This is a genomic window from Ruegeria sp. CL6 (assembly GCF_056536465.1).
In genome coordinates, this window is record NZ_JBQFPR010000010.1 from 82433 (window position 1) to 100583 (window position 18151).

The following is an 18151-nucleotide window of genomic DNA, read 5'->3' on the forward strand; positions in this document are numbered from 1 at the left end:
GTTACGTTCGTCCTAACTGCACGGGATGAAGTGGAAGTTTTTCTCAGTGTTGCGAATGACGTTTCTGACATGCGTCTGCTTGGCGATGACCTTCGTCGGCACTGTTGTGGTCGCGAGCAGTGACGTCAAAAACAGTAGCACCTCTGAGCCTCACGGCGTTTCAATGGCTGCAAAGTCATCAGACTTCAAACACGACCATAGCGGTTTGCATCCGACGACTGGCCAAATCCACACGGATAGCCACGTAAATCACAGCGGAGAATGTCATTCCGGTATCTGTTGTGTTGGCGAATATCCGACCCACGTAGGACTTGCGGTTTTGGCTGAAGCTTTTGGCCAGAAAAACCGTAACATGGATTCCGACATCCACAACTCTCAAGCGCCTCTGACGCCCGATCGTCCTCCACAAATCTCCTAACATCCACAGGCCCGTCAGCGCGGGTTTTCATGTTGTTTCGGTTCGAGCATGCACTGCGACCGTCAGGAGATTATTATGCGTGGAAGATATGCGGCACTATCAGTACTTGCCTTGGCGATTGGCCTGGGTGGAGGTGTCTTTCTTGAAAGACTGTACCTGAATCCAATTGATCAGGGCCAGTCGAACGAACCAGAGGTCCTTTATTGGGTAGCACCGATGGATCCGAATTTTCGGCAGCCTGGACCTGGAAAATCGCCGATGGGTATGGACTTGATCCCGGTTTATTCTGGGCAGGAACCTACCGGCGACCCTGAAGAAGTCACCCTGAGCGCTGCGGAAATCAACGCAATTGGTGTGCGAACTGCGGTTGCACGCATGACTGATATCGAACCTCGCATCGAAACGGTGGGTTTCGTCGGCTTTGACGAACACCTGACCAATCACGTTCATACGCGTGTTGAAGGTTGGATTGAGCAACTGAAAGTTCGAGCGGTCGGTGATCGCGTTGAGAAGGGGCAAGTTTTATTTGAACTCTTTTCACCACTGATCGCAGCTGCGACCGGCGATCTTGTACGCGCAGTCGAAGCTGGTGACCCGCGGATTTTGGACGCGGCGCGCAATAAGTTGATCAGCCACGGTATGTCCGCTCGTCAGGTTGCTGAGATTGAGGCGGGCGGTGAGTTGGTTCGAAATGTGGAAATTGAGGCACCTCAAAACGGTGTCGTCATAGCTCTGAATGCCGCCGATGGCATGTACCTGCAGCCAGGCACGCTTGCTTTTTCGGTAACCGATCTTTCTGAAGTATGGCTGATCGTTGATGTATTTGAACGAGATATTGCACGTTTGTCGGAAGATATGCGCGCGATAGCAAGGTTCGAGCACCTACCCGGTCGCACCTTCGAAGGCGACATCGACTATGTTTACCCTGAGCTTGATCCGCAAACCCGAACTCTTCCCGTAAGGCTTAGTTTCGATAACACCGACGGCGTGCTGCGGCCGGGCATGTTTGGCAGTGTTAGCCTTATACCGGATGAAAGCCGAAATGTTCTCACTGTTCCATCAGAGGCGTTAATTCGTACCGGTTCGGCGGAACGCGTCATCTTAAAAACAGGCGATGGTACTTTTCGCCCGAGACTGGTGACTACAGGTCTTCGAGACAGTTTCGGCGAGGGGGGTCGAACAGAAGTTCTGCAAGGGCTTGAACCTGGTGAGGAAGTTGTCGCATCCGCACAGTTTCTAATCGACAGTGAAAGTGCTTTGAGCGCCGGTTTCACCCGAATGGCACCAACGGATACCGAACCAGCACGCGGGGCAGGCACCCTGGTTTCACTCGATGCCCAAAATCGTATGGCAACTGTTCGTCACGATGTTCTCGAAAGCCTCGATTGGCCCGCAATGACTTCGCAGTTTCCGGTGAGGTCTGGTGTTTCGCTCGACAGCTTGAGTGCAGGCGACGCAGTCGCTTTCGTGATCGCACGGGGTGCGGATGGGCTTCTGAGCCTGATGGAGCTTGCACCAGACGATGGTATTGCCGGAACTGGTGCCGGAATCGCGCGCGCCGTCACTTCAGACGGCAAATTGACGCTTGAGCACGGACCGATCCCCGAGCTCGGTTGGGCCGCCATGACAATGGATTTGCCTGTTGTAGGAGTAGATCTCACTACCGTGCCAATCGACATGCCAATTGAGTTTGATCTGGCTGAGGGAGAAGGGGGGATGTTCTCGATTGTGGCAATTCGCGAAGAGGGCTCGCCGCCGACGGATTCCGTTGAACCCGAAGAAACCGACACGCCTTCTGCTCCACCGATTGTAGTCACCGGCACGATCAACCTCGTTAATGCTGAGGCGGGAACGGCAACCATCACTCACGGGCCGATGACTGAGATTGGCATGCCCGGAATGACCATGGATTTCCCATTAGAACCTACATTGGACACAAGCATGCTCGAAGTCGGTTCTGAAATGACTCTGACTTTCGCGCGTGCAGATGGCATGACAATGGTGTTGGCTGCGGCAACGCCTATTGCACCGCCACTTCAGGTTTCTGGCCGGATTAACAGTATCGACCCGAACGCGCGTACCGCGAACGTAACACACGGTCCGATGACTGAGATCGGCATGCCGGGCATGACCATGGATTTCCCGGTTGCGGAGGGGATTGAGGTTTCTAACTTGCCTGTAGGGATTGATGTTTCTTTGATCCTTCGCCGCAATCCCGACTTTTCGATGACGCTGTTAGAGGTCGCGCTTGATGGGAGTGTTACGCAGTGATCACGGCCATCATTCGTTCTTCGCTCGCCAACAGGTTCGTCATCTTGGCCCTCGCATTCATGATAGGAGTTGCGGGTATTTGGGCCATTCGTGAGACGCCGGTTGATGCAATCCCGGATCTGTCGGATGTCCAGGTAATTGTTCGCACGCCATATCCCGGGCAAGCGCCTCAAGTTGTCGAAAACCAAATCACATATCCACTTGCGACAGCCCTATTGGCCGTACCCGGTGCAAAAGACGTTCGCGGGTTCTCGTTCTTTGGAGACAGCTTTGTATATGTTGTCTTTGAGGACGGGACGGACCTCTACTGGGCTCGGTCGCGTGTGCTCGAATACTTGGGCCAGATTACCGGCAGCTTACCTGAGGGCGTGTCACCACAACTTGGCCCTGATGCGACTGGGGTCGGGTGGATTTATCAGTATGCGCTGGTTGACAGAACCGGAAATCATGATCTGGCTCAGCTCAGGACTCTGCAGGATTGGTTTCTGAAATACGAATTACAAGCCGTGGAAGGCGTCTCAGAAGTCGCCACCATCGGCGGAATGGTCAAACAGTACCAGGTCGTCGTCGACCCAAACAAACTACGTGCCTATGACATAACACTTGCACAATTGAGGACGGCTATTCAGGCGGCCAACCGCGAGACGGGCGGCAGCGTCATTGAGATGGGGGAAGCCGAATTCATGGTCAGGTCCTCGGGCTACATTGACGAATTGTCAGACCTTGCAAGCGCGCCGTTGATGGTCAACGACCGTGGCGCCGCTCTGACGCTTGGAGACGTCGCTGAAATCCGTCTGGGGCCGGAAATGCGGCGCGGTGTCGGAGAACTCGACGGGCAAGGAGACGCGGTTGGTGGAGTAGTCATTCTGCGATGGGGTGGGAATGCGTTGGCAACGATCAAAGCGGTGGAGGCGCGCATCGAAGAGTTGCGCTCAAACCTGCCGGAGGGGGTCGAAATCATAACGACCTACGACCGATCTGGTGTGATCGAGCGTGCTATCGATAACCTCCAGAAGAAACTGACGCAGGAATTCATTGTCGTTGTTCTTGTGTGCGCGGCTTTTCTACTTCATCTGCGGTCATCCCTCGTAATTCTTCTGTCGCTCCCTCTGGGAATCTTTGCCGCATTTATTCTGATGAAGGCGCAAGGAGTAAACGCAAACATCATGTCGCTCGGCGGCATAGCCATCGCTATTGGTGCGATGGTCGACGCATCGATTGTGATGATCGAGGCGATGCACAGGCGGTTGGAAAAAGAAAAGCTCACAGCAGAGAACCGATGGCGGATTGTGCAAGAGTGCGCTTCTGAGGTGGGACCAGCCCTTTTTTATTCTCTGGCGATTATCACGGTTAGTTTTTTGCCTGTTTTCGTTCTGGAAAATCAGGAAGGTAGGCTCTTCTCGCCACTCGCTTATACCAAAACCTACGCCATGGCTGCAGCCGCCATCCTTTCGATAACGCTGGTTCCGGTCTTGATGGGTTACTTTGTAAGGGGGCGTATTCTACCGGAGCGAAAAAATCCGCTAAATCGCTTGGTTGTGTTCGTGTACCGCCCATTTCTGGACGCGGCAATTGCCTGGCCATGGGCAACAACACTGTTGGCCGGCGTTCTGGTGACGTCCATGTGGTACCCGTACCAGAGAATTGGCTCTGAATTCATGCCCGAGTTGAACGAAGGTGATTTTCTCTACATGCCGAGCTTCTACCCCGGGATCTCGACGGGAAAAGCCCGTGAGGTACTGCAGCAGACCAACCGCCTGATCGCGACCGTGCCTGAAGTCGAAACTGTTCACGGTAAAGTTGGGCGTGCGGAGACTGCAACCGATCCAGCACCTCTAACGATGGTGGAGACCACAATCCAACTCAAGCCGGAAGAAGAATGGCGCCCCGGCATGACAATGGAGAAAATCCGGAATGAGCTCGATCGTATCGTTCAGGTTCCGGGCGTTACAAATGTTTGGATCCAACCTATCAAGAACCGCATCGATATGCTTGCGACAGGTATCCGTACTCCTGTCGGTGTCAAAATATCCGGCACCGACTTGGAGGTCATTACAGATATAGGGATCGAAGTAGAGCGTGCGGTCGCTGATATTGATGGAACGGCTTCCGCCTACGCAGAGCGACCTGTTGGCGGGCGTTTCATCGAAATCGACGTCAAACGAGATGCCGCCTCCCGATACATGATGAGTGTTCGAGAAGTTCAGGACGTAGTGCAGACCGCAATTGGCGGTATGCAAGTGTCGGAATCTGTGGAGGGGCTGGAGAGGTTTCCTATAAACCTTCGGTACCCTCAGGCATGGCGAGACAGCCCGGAACGGCTCGAAAATCTTCCTGTCGTCACGCCGTCGGGTGCTCATGTGCCACTGTCCGCTCTCGCCGATATTCGAATAGTTGACGGGCCGGGAATGATACGATCAGAGAACGCTCGACGAACTGGGTTCGTGTTCATCGACATCGCGGGGCGCGACCTGGGCGGCTATGTGGCCGAAGCACAAGAGGTGGTTACAGAAAAGGTCGACCTGCCTCCAGGTTACTCGCTGACTTGGTCAGGGCAGTATGAGTACATAGAGAGAATGCAGGACAGGTTGACGATCGTTGCTCCTGCAACCCTGCTAATTATCACGCTCATGCTTTTCTTGGCGTTCAATCGGGTGATTGAGGTCGGGATAATTCTTGCGGCGCTCCCGGTCGCATTGGCAGGTGGGGTTTGGTTCTTATGGTATCTTAACTTCGATATCTCAATTGCTGTGCTCGTGGGCTTCATCGCGCTGGCGGGAGTTGCCGTGGAAACAGCGATTGTCATGTTGTTGTACCTCAATCTTGCTTGGGAGAAACGTCGAGGGCTGGCGCAATCGGAACAGCGAAAGCTGACACGTGACGATATCGAAGACGCGGTGTTCGAAGGAGCCGTTCTTCGGGTTCGGCCGAAGGTAATGACTGTAGCCACGATCTTTGCAGCACTGATACCCATCATGTACGGCACCGGTACAGGCTCTGAAATCATGCAGCGGATCGCTGCGCCGATGATTGGGGGCATGGTGACAGCGACCCTTCTTACGCTTTTTGTCATTCCCGCAATATTCGTGATTTGGAAACGGCTCGCGCTCAATCGCGTGAACCGAGAGATCTCCCACACGATCCAGGAAGTGCCCCCTGCGCTTCCGGCAGAATAATACCCACAACCTTGAAACAGGAGCATCTGATGAAAACTTTGACTGCAATTTTGGCCCTATTGGCCGTGTCTACAACATCCGGCATCGCGCAAACGAACCACGGCATGGACCATTCCAACATGCCCATGTCTTCCGAACAGATGGAAGGTGCGGTCCACGCAAAGGCTTTGGTGAACTCAATTGGCGACGAAACCGCTAACGTCAGCCATGATCCGATCCCCGAGATCGGGTGGCCCGCGATGACGATGGATTTGCAGCTTCTTGAGAATGCCCAGATGATGGGTGAGATCAGCGCAGGTGACGAAGTCACACTGATGTTGGTCAAAAGCGATGATGGTATGTATGCGATCGGCGCGATCATGAAAAACTGAGTCTGTTGATGCGGCAGCTATTCACCAATGATGTGATTGTTCGCCGTTTCAACGACTGTAGGAAATTCTATGAACTAAGAGAAATGGAGTAGGAGCCACTCAAGAACCAAATCGTATTTCAACGATCTGTGGCTCTGCTCATAAGTTATCAGTCCATTGTCGGTTAAAGGCGCTTTAAGCAATTCGTTGACTGATTGAAGCTCCAAAGCTCAGAAAATCTTCCGGCTATACTGATTGAACAGAGCAATCCAGGCAAGCAGTACACAAACTGCCAACGCTTCGGTATCTCCGGCCCGCGCCACTGCAGTTAAACTGCGCAAAATTCTGGAGCTACTTGCGCAGCCCAGTGGAAATCTGACCGACAAGCAAATCCCACCTAAAACATTTCACAATTGGAATGTGTGTACTACATTGTCGCCGAGATGACTTCACGCGGCCATTCAACGGACCAGCGTCGAATTGTCTGGGGCGTTGCCTTGTTGGTTTTTGCTTCAGTCGAAAACGCAGCGCGGAGCGGTCAAAATGAGGATATCTCCAGGGCGACGACTTGGGAAAACGATACGACATGACAGCTAACACAAGAGAGCACTGGGACGATGTCTATGGCGAGAAGTTTGACACCCAATTGAGTTGGCACGAGGATGATCCAGAGATATCGCTTGAACTCATCGAGTTGATCAGAGTGTCTAAGCCTTCATCCGTCATCGACATTGGTGGAGGTACATCTCGTCTTGCTGGAGCGTTGCTTGCGAAGGGGCTCCATGACGTGACAGTTCTCGATCTATCGCAGGTCGCGTTGGACACGGCCCGGGAAAGGTTGGGGCGCGCCGCTGAAACAGTCACTTGGATTTCTGCAGATATAACTTCTTGGGTCCCCGATCGCAGATATGACGTCTGGCATGATAGGGCGGTTTTTCACTTTCTCGTGGATACATCGCAACGCGCGGCCTATCTGGAAAGCGTGAAGAAAGGGGTAAAAATTGGCGGCCATGTGATCATTGCTACGTTTGCACTTGATGGGCCGGAGACTTGCAGTGGTCTCCCTGTCGCCCGCTATAGTCCGAGCGATATCGCCGTGCTTTTTGAGGAACACTTTGAACTCGTCGCGCATCGCCATCACCTGCACCAAACCTCTTGGGGGGAAAGTCAGTCTTTCCAGTTCAGTGTTCTCCGCCGCTGCGTTTGAGCCCACACCTGAAACTGGCCCAAAGCGGTACGCTTCCAATAAGCTTTCGGGGCATGCCGATTGTGTTCACAAGTTACGTTTGGCCCTCAAAAACTGGCAGAACCACCTTAGCGCACAAGCCGCCAGTTTCCCCGTTTAGCAATTCTATCGTGCCACCGTGCGACTGGATGATCGTACGTGCGATCGACAGCCCCAAGCCGGTTCCGCCAGTCTCTCGCGAGCGGGATGTTTCAAGCCGCACGAATGGGTCGAATACCGCATCGAGCATATGCTCGGGGATGCCGGGCCCCTGATCCTGGATCAATATTTTTGCCTCATTCCCCTCTTGCATGACTGAGACGTTGGCCCGGGCACCATACCGGCAGGCGTTTTCAATGATATTGCGCAGAGCTCGCTTCATCAGCATCGGCCGAAGCGTGACGGCCGGATTGTCTGCGACCGATACTTCAACCGTGTCACCGGCTTGCACAATGTCTTCGGTCGTTTTGGTTACGAATTCACCAATTGGGACGGTACTGGAAGGTTCGCGCGTGGCCACGCCCTTGGCAAATGACAGGGTGGAGTCCACCATCTCCTGCATTTCCTCGATGGTCTCGATCAGATGGTCACGGGTCTCCTCTTCCTCCACCAGTTCGGCGCGAACCCGCAATCCCGTCAGTGGCGACCGCAAATCGTGACCCAGCGCCCCCAATAGTCTGGTCCGATCGGCAACATAGCGAGTCAGCCTATCACGCATATGGTTGAACGCCTGCGTCAAATCTCGCACCTCGGTCGGACCAGAAACCGTCAGTTCCTGGACGTCTTCACCGCGACCAAACTGGTCTGCAGCCAGTGACAGGCGGCGCAACGGGCCGGTCAGCCGTGTCAGTAGAAACCAAATGGCTGCTCCAAGAATTAAAGTTGCAGTGAAACCGAAGCTGACGAAGGACTGCAAAGGCCATTGCAGAGGAGGGTTATGGAACCGGGTATCCACGTTGAGCCATTGATCGGTCGTCAGAGCGATCGACAGCTGCATTTCAATTGCGGAAACGTGATCACGCATCATTGCCATGTGCATTTCAGCCATTGTAGACGGAACACCTTCAACCGGCAGCATATCGGGAGAGAACTCATGCAACTCTACCCGGATGGGACGGTTTTCATAGCCTGGCAGAATTCTGCGGATTGTGTTTTCGACCGTCCCACCAGCGCTATGTCCGGTGTGATCGACTGCGGGCGTATCTGTAAGGCTGAAACGCACCAGTGGAGAACTTGCCGCCCGCAGGATCGCGTCGTGCATCTCGGGTGGAGCTTCTTCAATCAGCCGCGCGATGTTTGCGGCGCGTCCGGCGGTTTCCAGGCCAAGGGCCATGTGCACTGCCATTGAGCGTTCGTCGACGAACAGCCACAGGCTGACCAGTTGCGCGGCAGCCAGCGCGGCGATGATCAAAAGGATAAGCTGACCGCGCAGACTTTGGGCAAAGGCTTTCATCCCGTAAGCTCGCTCACGTCGGTCGACAGGCAATAACCGCCACCTCTTATCGTGGTGATGAGCTTCGGCCGCGTTGGGTCAGCTTCGATCTTGCGACGCAAGCGGCTGACCTGGTTGTCGATCGTACGGTCGAACAAGTGCGGGCTGCGGCCGGCGGTCAAATCCAGCAGTTCGTCTCGCGACAGGAGTTTGCGGGGCCGCTGCAGGAATACGGCCAGCAGCCGGACATCGGCGGTGGTCAGACTTTCTTCGGCCCCTTCGGCGGATATCAAGGTGCGACTGTCGGCATCCAGAACCCAGCTTCCAAAGGCGATCCGTTTGCCGCTCAGATCGCCAGCCGGGGGGACGGTGGTTTCGGAACGCCGCAGGATCGCCTTGATCCGGGCCAGCAATTCACGTGGGTTGAATGGTTTGGGCAGGTAGTCATCGGCGCCGATCTCTAAACCCACGATACGGTCGGTGTCATCGCTGAGGGCTGTCAGCATCAGGATCGGCGGGCCACCGGCCGCGGACAGGCGGCGACAGACCGACAATCCGTTTTCGCCCGGCATCATGATGTCGAGTACGATAAGATCAATCCGACCGGCCGCCAGTCGTGCGTCCATCTCGGTTGCGTCGCGCGCGGTACTGGCGCGCAACCCATTCTTTTCCAGATAGCGGCTGACAGCATCACGGATTTCGCGGTGGTCGTCGACAATCAAGATATGTGGTGCTTCAGTCATGGCGCAATCATAAGCCCCGGCGCGGTACAAATCCCGGCTTTTTTGTATCCCTTTGTATCAGTTGGGCGGGCTGCGACACAACGATACAAACCGGGTTGAGCAGGGGGGTGGTGGCGCGACCGAGGGCGGCCATATGCTTTGTGTAGAAACAAAAACCCGAGAGGTGAAAGTCATGAAACGTACCTTCACGCTGGCCGCTGGAGCCATTGCCGCGACTTTGATGGCGCTGCCCGCGCTTGCCGCCGGTCAGCATGGCAGCAGCGCGCAGATGCAGGGCCATGAGGGCGGCATGATGCAGGGTGCGCCCGGCGGCATGATGGGCGATCACGCAGGCATGATGCAAATGATGGTGAAAATGCATGGCCAGATGATGGGCGGCAACTGGCTGGCGGTTCTGGACATGGACGAGGACGGTCGCCCGAGCGAATCTGAGATCGCCGAAGGTCTGAAGGCCCGGATGCAGGCGCATGACGTCAATGGAGATGGCAACCTGTCGATTGATGAGTTCGAAGCGCTGCATTCCGGGATGATCCGCGAAACCATGGTGGACCGATTTCAGCATCTTGATGCCAATGGCGATGGCGTTGTGACCACAGGGGAAATCGAGAAAGGCGCAAAGACGATGTCGCCGAAACACGGCATGAAGGCCTCGAAACCTGTGACAAAGGCTTCTGAAACCAACAACTGAAACGCAACCGTGTAGCCGGGTCATCGCACTCGGCACAAACCACTGAGGAACAAAGCGATGATGGGCTATGGCGCTGGAATGGGGTTTGGAATGATCTGGATGTTGCTGATCGCAGTGTTGATCGTTCTGGCGATCGTAGCGCTGATCAAATACATCGCTAAGTGACCTCGGAATCCGTCACTCCCGTTTAGGGGTGGAGGGCTATGTCATAGGAGGAACGAAAGCTGGAGGGCCTGCACAGCAATAGCCGTTTGGTTTTCATCGCGGTTTTGATCGCGTTGCTGATCGCCACCATCTGGTTGTGGCTGTCTGGCGCGTTGGACGCAGGACTATCGCGCGAAGTCATTACTGCGTGGGTGGATTGGGCCGGCCCGTTCGGACCCGTTGTCATCATCGGCTTCATGACAGCCGCAGTGGTTGCCAGCCCAATCCCCAGCGCTCCGATCGCTGTCGCTGCCGGGGTGGCATATGGGCATGGGCCGGCTGCAGGTCCTGTTGATCTGTGCGTTGGTGGTTTCGATGCTGATCTCTGTTGTGCCGTCCCATGCCGGGCATGACATCGCGAAGGCCGCCACCCAGGCCGAGCTTGTGATCGATGACAGCGGTGGGTATCCCGCGTCTCATCCATCAGAAGAATTAGACTGCTCAGTGCACCCGGGCTGCTATGCGATGGCAGTTATGGCGGCACCTGAATTGCTCTCGATGCGTATTGCTACGCCCGTGGCGCCAGAACGGTTCCGGCCACGCGCAAGCCTGCCGGTCGCACCACTACCACATCCGCCAAACCTGTCCTGAACGTGACCGGCAATGGCTCCGGAATCGCTCCGGGGTCTTGCCCAAGCCGTTGATTGCGGCCCAACTCAGTTCAGGACACTTACCATGCTTACCATTCTGTACTTTTTCGTCACGGGCGTGGTGCTATTCGCACTGTTGCGCCTGACCTGTGGCCCCTGTGTGATGGGGACACAAGAACATCATCCCGGTGTTCCGGTGACAACCCTTGGCTGGGCGCTCAGCCTGTTTCTGGCCGCAACCTACCTGCTGTGCGTGGCCTTTGACCTGATCTTTCCAAGTTTTGCCATGTACCGGGCTTGGATCGGCCTGATGCCCGGAATGACTTGGCTCAGCCTGCCCTCATTCCTGTTGGGACTGTTATGGGCGTTTCTCTACGGCTGGTACGCCGCGTTGCTGTTCGGCGGACTGTTCAATGTCTTTGCGGCTCGCACAAAACTCAACTGATTGAAAGGACAAAGCCATGAAGGCCATCGCTCTGACCCTGCTTTTGACGCCCTTCCTGATGGCCGTCATCTACCGGATTTTTCTGCACGTGCCCGCCAATGCGCGCGTTTCAGTTGACGAAAGGAAACCTAAATGACCCTGTTCAATCTGGCCGCAGGCCTGTCCGTCGCAGCTTTGACTGCGCCTTCGCTCACGCTGGCGGCAACCGTGTTCATTCCCGAAGGCAGCGCGGACTCGGTTCTGGTGATCGACTCCGAAACCGGCAAGACCGTCGAGCGGCTGCCGAGGCTCGTGGCGGTCCATGGGCTGGCCGGCGCGCCCGGCTTTAAGTACCTGGTCGCGGGCAGCTACGCAGAAACCGAGGCCACAACGCCACCAAAACCCGAAGGTATGTCCAAGGATGAACACGCTGCGCACCACGCCAAGCGCGATGTCACTGCGTTGCCCAAAGACAAGGGGCGGAGCCTGCTGACGATCCTTGATGCGGAAACACGCGAGGTCGTCCGCCAGATCGAGGTTCCAGGTGCGGTGCATCACACTGCGGTGTCGCCCGACGGGCGGTTCGCGGTGGCGACCCATCCGGGCGGTGACGGTATTTCGATCGTCGATCTCGATAAGCTCAGCTTCCTTGGTTTCGTAGCAACCGGGCCAATGCCCAACTATGCGGTATTCGCGCCTGACGGCGACAGGGTCTATGTCACCAATACCGGCAATGGTACACTTAGCGAAGTGGATGTCGTCAAAGGCTTCGTCGTACGCAACATGCCCGTCGGCGAAGGCCCTGAGCATCTTGTACTTAACGCCACCGGCAGCGCCGCCTTCGTAGCCGACAGTGATGGTGGCAAGGCCTTCCGCGTAGATCTTGCCAGCGGTTCTGTCACCGAAACCTATGACATTGGAGGCGAGTTGCACGGGATCGGCCTGTCCGACCGCGAGGGCGTACTGTTCGTGGCCGCCAAAGGCACCGACCGGTTGTTGTCGATTGATCTTGCTACGGGCAAACAGCGCTCGACCAACCTGTCACCGGCACCTTATCACCTGACGACCATACCGAACTCAGGCAAAGTGATGGTATCAAGCCGAACCGAACCGAAGGTCTGGATCGTCGATCAAGTCAGCCTGACGGCTATTACCGAAATGCCGATACTGGGTGAGGGCCACCAGATGGTTGTTCTGCCCTGAAGGACTGTGCCCGGCATTGCGTAATTAAACGGCTCTACGACCAAAGCTTAAACCAGGGAGCAGAACATGACAGAAGACCACGACATCAGAATCCACGCGAACGGCCCGACCGAGGTCGCTTACGTCTGCCCCATGCATTCTGACGTGCGTCAATCTGGGCCCGGCGACTGTCCCAAATGCGGGATGCACCTTGTGCCCGAGGGCGAGGTGGATGCGCATGCGCATCACCACCATTCCGCGCATCATGGCGCGACGGACGAGAACGGTGAATATGACATCGTTCCGACAGGCTATGACGGACCCGTATATACCTGCCCGATGCATCCGCAGGTGCGGCAAACCCATCCCGGGTCCTGTCCACTCTGCGGCATGGGGTTGGAGCTGGAAAGCGCGGCGATGGTGGACGAGGGGCCGAACCCGGAACTGGTGGATTTCACCCGGCGCCTATGGGTAGGTGCGATTCTGACGCTTCCACTTTTGGTTTTCACGATGGGCCCCTACGTTGGGCTGTCTGGTGTGCGAGAGATTTTTGGTGAGCGAACAACCCTATGGATTGAACTGATACTTGGCACTCCGGTTGTTCTTTGGTGCGGTTGGCCATTTCTGGAACGAGGGTGGAATTCGTTTCGCACCATGAACCTGAACATGTTCTCGTTGATTGCCATGGGGGTTTCGGCCGCGTGGCTGTTCAGCGTTGTCGCCGTATTGATGCCCCACATATTTCCGGACGGTTTTCGAGATTCAGAAGGCCATGTTGGGGTCTATTTCGAAGCGGCCGCAGTTATCGTTACACTTGTTCTGCTCGGGCAGGTGATGGAACTGCGGGCACGCGAAGGCACAGGAAAGGCAATCCGCGCTTTGCTGGACATGGCCGCAAAGACCGCCCGCATTATCCGCCCTGACAGCAGTGAAGAGGAAATTCCGCTTGAAGAAGTACAGGTAGGTGACCGCCTTCGCGTACGCCCCGGCGACAAGGTGCCAGTAGACGGCATTGTACTCGAAGGGCGCTCATCTGTTGACGAAAGCATGATCTCTGGCGAACCGGTTCCGGTCGAAAAGGTACAAGGCGAGCCGGTCACAGGGGCCACAATCAACGGCACCGGTAGCCTTGTGATCGAAGCAACCCGAGTGGGCTCTGACACAATGCTGTCCCAGATTGTCGAAATGGTGGCCAACGCGCAACGCTCGCGCGCACCAATTCAGAAATACGCTGACAAAGTGGCGGGCTGGTTTGTACCGGCGGTCATAAGTATAGCTGCGCTGGCCTTTATTGCATGGGCAATTTGGGGACCGGCTCCGGCGCTCTCCTACGCCTTGATCGCAGCGGTGTCGGTACTGATCATAGCTTGCCCGTGCGCGCTTGGCCTGGCCACTCCGATGTCGATCATGACGGCCACGGGGCGCGGGGCGCAGGCCGGAGTGCTGATCAAAAATGCCGAAGCGCTGGAGCGGTTCGAGAAGATCGATACTTTGATCGTCGACAAAACTGGCACGCTGACCATGGGCAAGCCAAAGCTTGTGGCTGTATTACCCGAACCTGGCCATGACGAGGTCGAGGTGCTGCGGCTGGCCGCAACGCTGGAGAAGGGCTCGGAGCACCCGTTAGCTGAGGCAATCGTCACAGGAGCCGAGGAACGTGGCGTAGCCCTGTCCGACGCCAGTGACTTCGAGGCGGTGACTGGTAAAGGCGTGAAAGGCACGGTGGATGGCCGCCCCGTCGCGCTCGGCAATCTGAAACTGGTCACCGATCTCGGACTCGAGGCGGCCGAACTGACGGCCAAGGCCAATGCGCGTCGGGATGACGGCGAAACGGTGATGTTCGTGATGCTTGATGGTTCAGTGGCGGGGTTGGTCTGCGTCGCCGACCCGGTCAAGGAAACAACACCAGCCGCACTCAAGGCGCTGCACGAACTGGGTTTCCGGATCATCATGGCGACTGGCGACAACGAACGCACTGCAAAGGCGGTGGCCGAACGTCTGGGTATCGATGAGATTCGAGCCGACGTACTGCCCGAGGACAAGGCCCGCATAATTCGCGAACTGCAGGAGAAAGGCGCAAAGGTCGCCATGGCGGGTGACGGAGTGAACGACGCACCCGCGTTAGCGCAGTCCGATGTGGGCATCGCCATGGGGACCGGTGCCGACGTGGCGATCGAAAGTGCAGGCTTCACGCTGGTCAACGGAAGCCTTGATGGCATCGTGCGCGCCCGTAGGCTGGCCCGCGCTACCATGCGCAATATCCGGCAAAACCTATTCTTTGCCCTGATCTACAACGCCTCGGGCGTTCCGGTGGCGGCGGGTCTTCTGTTCCCGCTTTTCGGCATCCTGATCAGCCCGATGTTTGCGGCCTTCGCTATGAGTGCTTCATCGATTTCAGTGGTGTTGAATGCGCTGCGATTGCGGGGGGCGAAGATTTGAGCACGCACGAGCATAGTACCCACGGCGCCAGTGGCGCGCTGAAGCCCGGATCAATCTCGCTGACCGGAGCCGTCGCCATGGGGACCGGCGTGATGATTGGCGCTGGGATCTTTGCACTTACCGGACAGATCGCCGGGCTGGCGGGGCCATGGTTTCCGCTGTCCTTCGTGGTCGGGGCCGTGGTGACGGTTTTCAGCGCCTATACCTATATCGCCATGTCCAACGCCTGGCCCTCATCAGGCGGCATCGCCATGATCCTGACCAAGGCATATGGGCCCGGGGCGGTTGCGGCGGCGGCCTCGCTGCTGATGGCACTGTCGATGGTGATCAACGAAAGCCTCGTCGCGCGTACTTTCGCGACCTATGCGCTCCGCCCGTTCAACATCGAGAGCGGACCGCTGGTGTCTTTGGTCGCTGTTGCGCTGATCGTCTTTGCCTATGCGGTGAACCGGTCGGGCAACCGGTCGGTGGGGTTGTGGTCGATCATCATGTCGGCGCTCAAGATAGGCGGGATCGCAATATTCGGCATCGCCGCACTTTGGGCTGCGGGCGGAACCTGGCAGGTTCAGGGCTCGGAACCGGCCGCGCCGCTGGGGTTCGTCGCCTCGGTAGCCCTGTCGATCCTCGCCTTCAAGGGCTTTACCACCATCACCAACAGCGGGGCCGAGATCGTCGACCCGCACCGCAATGTCGGGCGCACCATCATGATCTCGATCGCGATCTGCGCGGTGGTCTACCTGCTGGTCGCCCTTGCCGTCGGTGTCAGCCTGCCGCCCGAGCAAATCCGCGCGGCGCAGGACTATGCCCTGGCCGAGGCTGCCAGGCCGGTGCTGGGGCAGGGCGGGTTCTACCTGACCGTGGCGCTGGCGATGGTGGCGACGGCCTCGGGGCTGATCGCCAGCGTTTTCGCTGTGTCCCGGATGCTGGCGATGCTGACCGACATGAAGATGATCCCGCACAGCCATTTCGGCATGACGGGCAGCATCCAGTCTCACACGCTGATCTACACGGTCGTGATTGCGGGCCTGCTTGCGGTGTTGTTCGACCTGTCTCGCATCGCCTCGTTGGGGGCGTTCTTTTACCTGGTGATGGACATGGCGGTGCATTGGGGTGTCTGGCGACGCTTGCGCGGTCAGATCAAAGCCCGTGGATGGGTCTTGCTGACCGCCCTGGCGCTGGACTGCGTAGTCCTGACCGCGTTCACAATACTCAAGCTGCGCTCCGACCCGATGATCGTAGTATATGCCGTTGCTGGCATCGGCTTGGTCTTCGTCTATGAGCGCATCTTTCTCAAACAATGGATCATCGAAAAGGAGACAAATCAGCTATGACCCAATCAAATTTCGACGAAACCCGCGCCACACAGGAGACGACCGAAAGGGTCAGCTCTGACGTAACGGCCGAAGCGCCCAAAACCGAAGATCAGACGGCCAACGGTGCCAAGCGTAATTGGCTCCCGGTTGTCATTGCGATCGCGTTGGGCGCCGCTGTTCTGGGCTGGGAATACCGCGAGACACTCTATCCTTTGCTCAGTTCTCCGTTGCTGTTCTTGCTGGTCTGCGTGGGCATGCATTTCTTAATGCATCGCGGCCACGGCAAACACTGAGAACGGCGCCCTGTATGGCTGGCGGCTTTGCGGCAAGAACACTGCGCAACAAGGAGCAGCAACGGCCAACTGATCAGAACAAATTTGTAACCCAATAAGGAAGGGAAATTGCCATGTTAGCAAATCCAATTCGGAGAGCAGCAACTGAACTGCACCTGACGGCCGGTGCACTAACTGTAAAGGCATTGCACGGTGACACCGACGAAGATCACTCTGATGAATAGGGAATGGGGCATCGCGGTGAAGAAGAGGACCAAGGCGACTGATCCACCTCGTCCGAGTCCTATAATTCGATGAACCCGTCCTGACGCACAGGAGGAACAATATGTCTGAATTTTCTGAAAGACAGGCACCTTCAGAGCCTGAAACTCGGCGCGATTTCTTATACTTCGTCACCGGCGGTGCCGCCATCGTGGCCACGGGCGCGGCGGTCTGGCCACTTGTTAACAGCATGAACCCCAGTGCAGACATCTCCGCCCAAGCCGTTGTCGACATAGATCTTGAAGGTGTCGGACCAGGAACGAGGATCACTGTTAAATGGAAAGGCAAGCCGATCTTTATCGACCACCGGACTAAAGAGCGGATCGCGCTGGCGATAGCAGAAGACGATGCACCAATGATCGACCCGCAACCTGACGCCGAGCGCGTACAGCGACCGGAATGGCTGGTAGTTATTGGCGTTTGCACCCATCTGGGATGCATACCACTCGGGCAGGGCGGCAGCGAACCCACCGGAGACTGGGACGGTTGGTTCTGTCCGTGTCACGGTTCACATTACGACACGTCTGGCAGAATTCGGAAAGGCCCCGCGCCCCGCAACCTCGATCTGCCCCCTTACGAGTTCGTCACCGACACACGGGTCAAAATTGGGTGACGGCGCGGTGAACTTTGTTCAGAGGCGCGTGCCTCACCAAGTTCGTTTGTCAGTCCTCGAATATCCCTCGATCAGCGCCGCGATGCTATGTGGCGGAATTCGACATGTACCCCGCTTTCTGGAGTTTTCGAGAAGAGACCTCGCCGTCATGTTCTGAACGGAACAATTCTAATCGCTGCGCTCAACGTTTTCTGCTTCGCCCATGTTTAGACATGCCATCTTGCCTTTTGACAGGATCGCATCTGAATTGCGGGTTGAGAGGAAACGCTTTGGTCCTGAACAAGGTGCTATTTCAACCCCGTGTCAGCCGCGCGGCGATCGCGACCTGTCCCAGCGCGGCCAGGATCGCAGCGATGAACACGGCTTCGATGGCGATCATGCTGACCACCACACCGCCCACAAGCGGCGCCAGCGCCGCCGGGGCCGCAAAGCTGTTGAACCACGCGGAATAGGCCGGGCGGCGGTCGTCGGGCGAGATCTCCAGCAAATAGCCGAGATAGCCGATGGTCACCCCGTTCATCATCGCGCC

15 protein-coding genes are annotated in these 18151 nt (G+C 56.7%); 12 read left to right on the forward strand and 3 right to left on the reverse strand.

Annotated features, from left to right (window positions below):
* Window positions 1-493 precede the first annotated feature (493 nt).
* The 4 genes from ACR0LH_RS20165 to ACR0LH_RS20180 all read left to right on the forward strand — a co-directional run bounded on the left by ACR0LH_RS20165 (window position 494) and on the right by ACR0LH_RS20180 (window position 7422).
* Window positions 494-2689: an efflux RND transporter periplasmic adaptor subunit gene (locus ACR0LH_RS20165; RefSeq protein WP_170417912.1), complete on the forward strand. Its 2196-nt coding sequence runs from the start codon at window positions 494-496 to the stop codon at window positions 2687-2689.
* Window positions 2686-5865 (forward strand): efflux RND transporter permease subunit, encoded by a 3180-nt coding sequence (locus ACR0LH_RS20170; protein WP_170417917.1) that lies wholly within the window; start codon window positions 2686-2688, stop codon window positions 5863-5865. Before ACR0LH_RS20165 ends, ACR0LH_RS20170 begins: the two co-directional genes overlap by 4 nt.
* Window positions 5866-5894: 29 nt before the next feature.
* Entirely contained in the window at window positions 5895-6236 is a 342-nt protein-coding gene (locus ACR0LH_RS20175; RefSeq protein WP_170417920.1) for a copper-binding protein, read from the forward strand.
* Between the two features lie 565 nt (window positions 6237-6801).
* Window positions 6802-7422 (forward strand): class I SAM-dependent methyltransferase, encoded by a 621-nt coding sequence (locus ACR0LH_RS20180; RefSeq protein WP_170417923.1) that lies wholly within the window; start codon window positions 6802-6804, stop codon window positions 7420-7422.
* Between the two features lie 73 nt (window positions 7423-7495).
* Here ACR0LH_RS20180 and ACR0LH_RS20185 read toward each other — a convergent pair whose 3' ends face one another.
* The gene (locus ACR0LH_RS20185) at window positions 7496-8926 is read right to left on the reverse strand and encodes an ATP-binding protein (protein ID WP_237217564.1); all 1431 of its coding nucleotides are present in this window, start codon (window positions 8924-8926) and stop codon (window positions 7496-7498) included.
* Complete coding sequence (locus ACR0LH_RS20190; RefSeq protein ID WP_170417925.1) at window positions 8890-9615, reverse strand: response regulator; 726 nt, start codon at window positions 9613-9615, stop codon at window positions 8890-8892. Before ACR0LH_RS20190 ends, ACR0LH_RS20185 begins: the two co-directional genes overlap by 37 nt.
* Before the next feature lie 172 nt (window positions 9616-9787).
* On the opposite strand from ACR0LH_RS20190, the gene ACR0LH_RS20195 reads away from it, so the two are divergent.
* The 8 genes from ACR0LH_RS20195 to petA all read left to right on the forward strand — a co-directional run bounded on the left by ACR0LH_RS20195 (window position 9788) and on the right by petA (window position 17622).
* The gene (locus ACR0LH_RS20195) at window positions 9788-10303 is read left to right on the forward strand and encodes an EF-hand domain-containing protein (RefSeq protein WP_170417928.1); all 516 of its coding nucleotides are present in this window, start codon (window positions 9788-9790) and stop codon (window positions 10301-10303) included.
* A 474-nt stretch (window positions 10304-10777) separates the two neighbouring features.
* The gene (locus tag ACR0LH_RS20200; protein WP_050605704.1) at window positions 10778-11098 is read left to right on the forward strand and encodes a hypothetical protein; all 321 of its coding nucleotides are present in this window, start codon (window positions 10778-10780) and stop codon (window positions 11096-11098) included.
* 84 nt (window positions 11099-11182) lie between these two features.
* Window positions 11183-11542, forward strand: a complete 360-nt coding sequence (locus tag ACR0LH_RS20205; protein WP_152460765.1) for a hypothetical protein — start codon at window positions 11183-11185, stop codon at window positions 11540-11542.
* 132 nt (window positions 11543-11674) lie between these two features.
* On the forward strand, window positions 11675-12724 hold the full coding sequence (locus ACR0LH_RS20210) for a YncE family protein (protein ID WP_170417931.1): 1050 nt from the start codon (window positions 11675-11677) through the stop codon (window positions 12722-12724).
* Between the two features lie 132 nt (window positions 12725-12856).
* Window positions 12857-15142, forward strand: coding sequence for a copper-transporting P-type ATPase (locus tag ACR0LH_RS20215; protein WP_170418025.1), 2286 nt, complete (start codon window positions 12857-12859; stop codon window positions 15140-15142).
* Complete coding sequence (locus ACR0LH_RS20220; protein WP_255612171.1) at window positions 15139-16473, forward strand: APC family permease; 1335 nt, start codon at window positions 15139-15141, stop codon at window positions 16471-16473. The genes ACR0LH_RS20215 and ACR0LH_RS20220 overlap by 4 nt, the downstream gene beginning before the upstream one ends.
* Entirely contained in the window at window positions 16470-16748 is a 279-nt protein-coding gene (locus ACR0LH_RS20225) for a DUF2933 domain-containing protein (RefSeq protein ID WP_170417934.1), read from the forward strand. The genes ACR0LH_RS20220 and ACR0LH_RS20225 overlap by 4 nt, the downstream gene beginning before the upstream one ends.
* A gap of 325 nt (window positions 16749-17073) precedes the next feature.
* Window positions 17074-17622, forward strand: coding sequence for a ubiquinol-cytochrome c reductase iron-sulfur subunit (gene petA, locus ACR0LH_RS20230; protein WP_050605700.1), 549 nt, complete (start codon window positions 17074-17076; stop codon window positions 17620-17622).
* Between the two features lie 292 nt (window positions 17623-17914).
* Here petA and ACR0LH_RS20235 read toward each other — a convergent pair.
* Window positions 17915-18151: hypothetical protein (locus ACR0LH_RS20235; RefSeq protein ID WP_480722218.1), on the reverse strand; the 237-nt coding region annotated here is incomplete at its 5' end.

Bases quoted from the DNA above. Each gene is read 5' to 3' on its own strand.
- ACR0LH_RS20225 (WP_170417934.1), top strand. From the start codon at position 16,470: ATGACCCAATCAAATTTCGACGAAACCCGCGCCACACAGGAGACGACC.
- ACR0LH_RS20200 (WP_050605704.1), top strand. From the start codon at position 10,778: ATGGGCCGGCTGCAGGTCCTGTTGATCTGTGCGTTGGTGGTTTCGATG.
- ACR0LH_RS20215 (WP_170418025.1), top strand. From the start codon at position 12,857: ATGCATTCTGACGTGCGTCAATCTGGGCCCGGCGACTGTCCCAAATGC.
- ACR0LH_RS20180 (WP_170417923.1), top strand. From the start codon at position 6,802: ATGACAGCTAACACAAGAGAGCACTGGGACGATGTCTATGGCGAGAAG.
- petA (WP_050605700.1), top strand. From the start codon at position 17,074: ATGTCTGAATTTTCTGAAAGACAGGCACCTTCAGAGCCTGAAACTCGG.
- ACR0LH_RS20165 (WP_170417912.1), top strand. From the start codon at position 494: ATGCGTGGAAGATATGCGGCACTATCAGTACTTGCCTTGGCGATTGGC.
- ACR0LH_RS20175 (WP_170417920.1), top strand. From the start codon at position 5,895: ATGAAAACTTTGACTGCAATTTTGGCCCTATTGGCCGTGTCTACAACA.
- ACR0LH_RS20210 (WP_170417931.1), top strand. From the start codon at position 11,675: ATGACCCTGTTCAATCTGGCCGCAGGCCTGTCCGTCGCAGCTTTGACT.
- ACR0LH_RS20205 (WP_152460765.1), top strand. From the start codon at position 11,183: ATGCTTACCATTCTGTACTTTTTCGTCACGGGCGTGGTGCTATTCGCA.
- ACR0LH_RS20195 (WP_170417928.1), top strand. From the start codon at position 9,788: ATGAAACGTACCTTCACGCTGGCCGCTGGAGCCATTGCCGCGACTTTG.
- ACR0LH_RS20190 (WP_170417925.1), bottom strand. From the start codon at position 9,615: ATGACTGAAGCACCACATATCTTGATTGTCGACGACCACCGCGAAATC.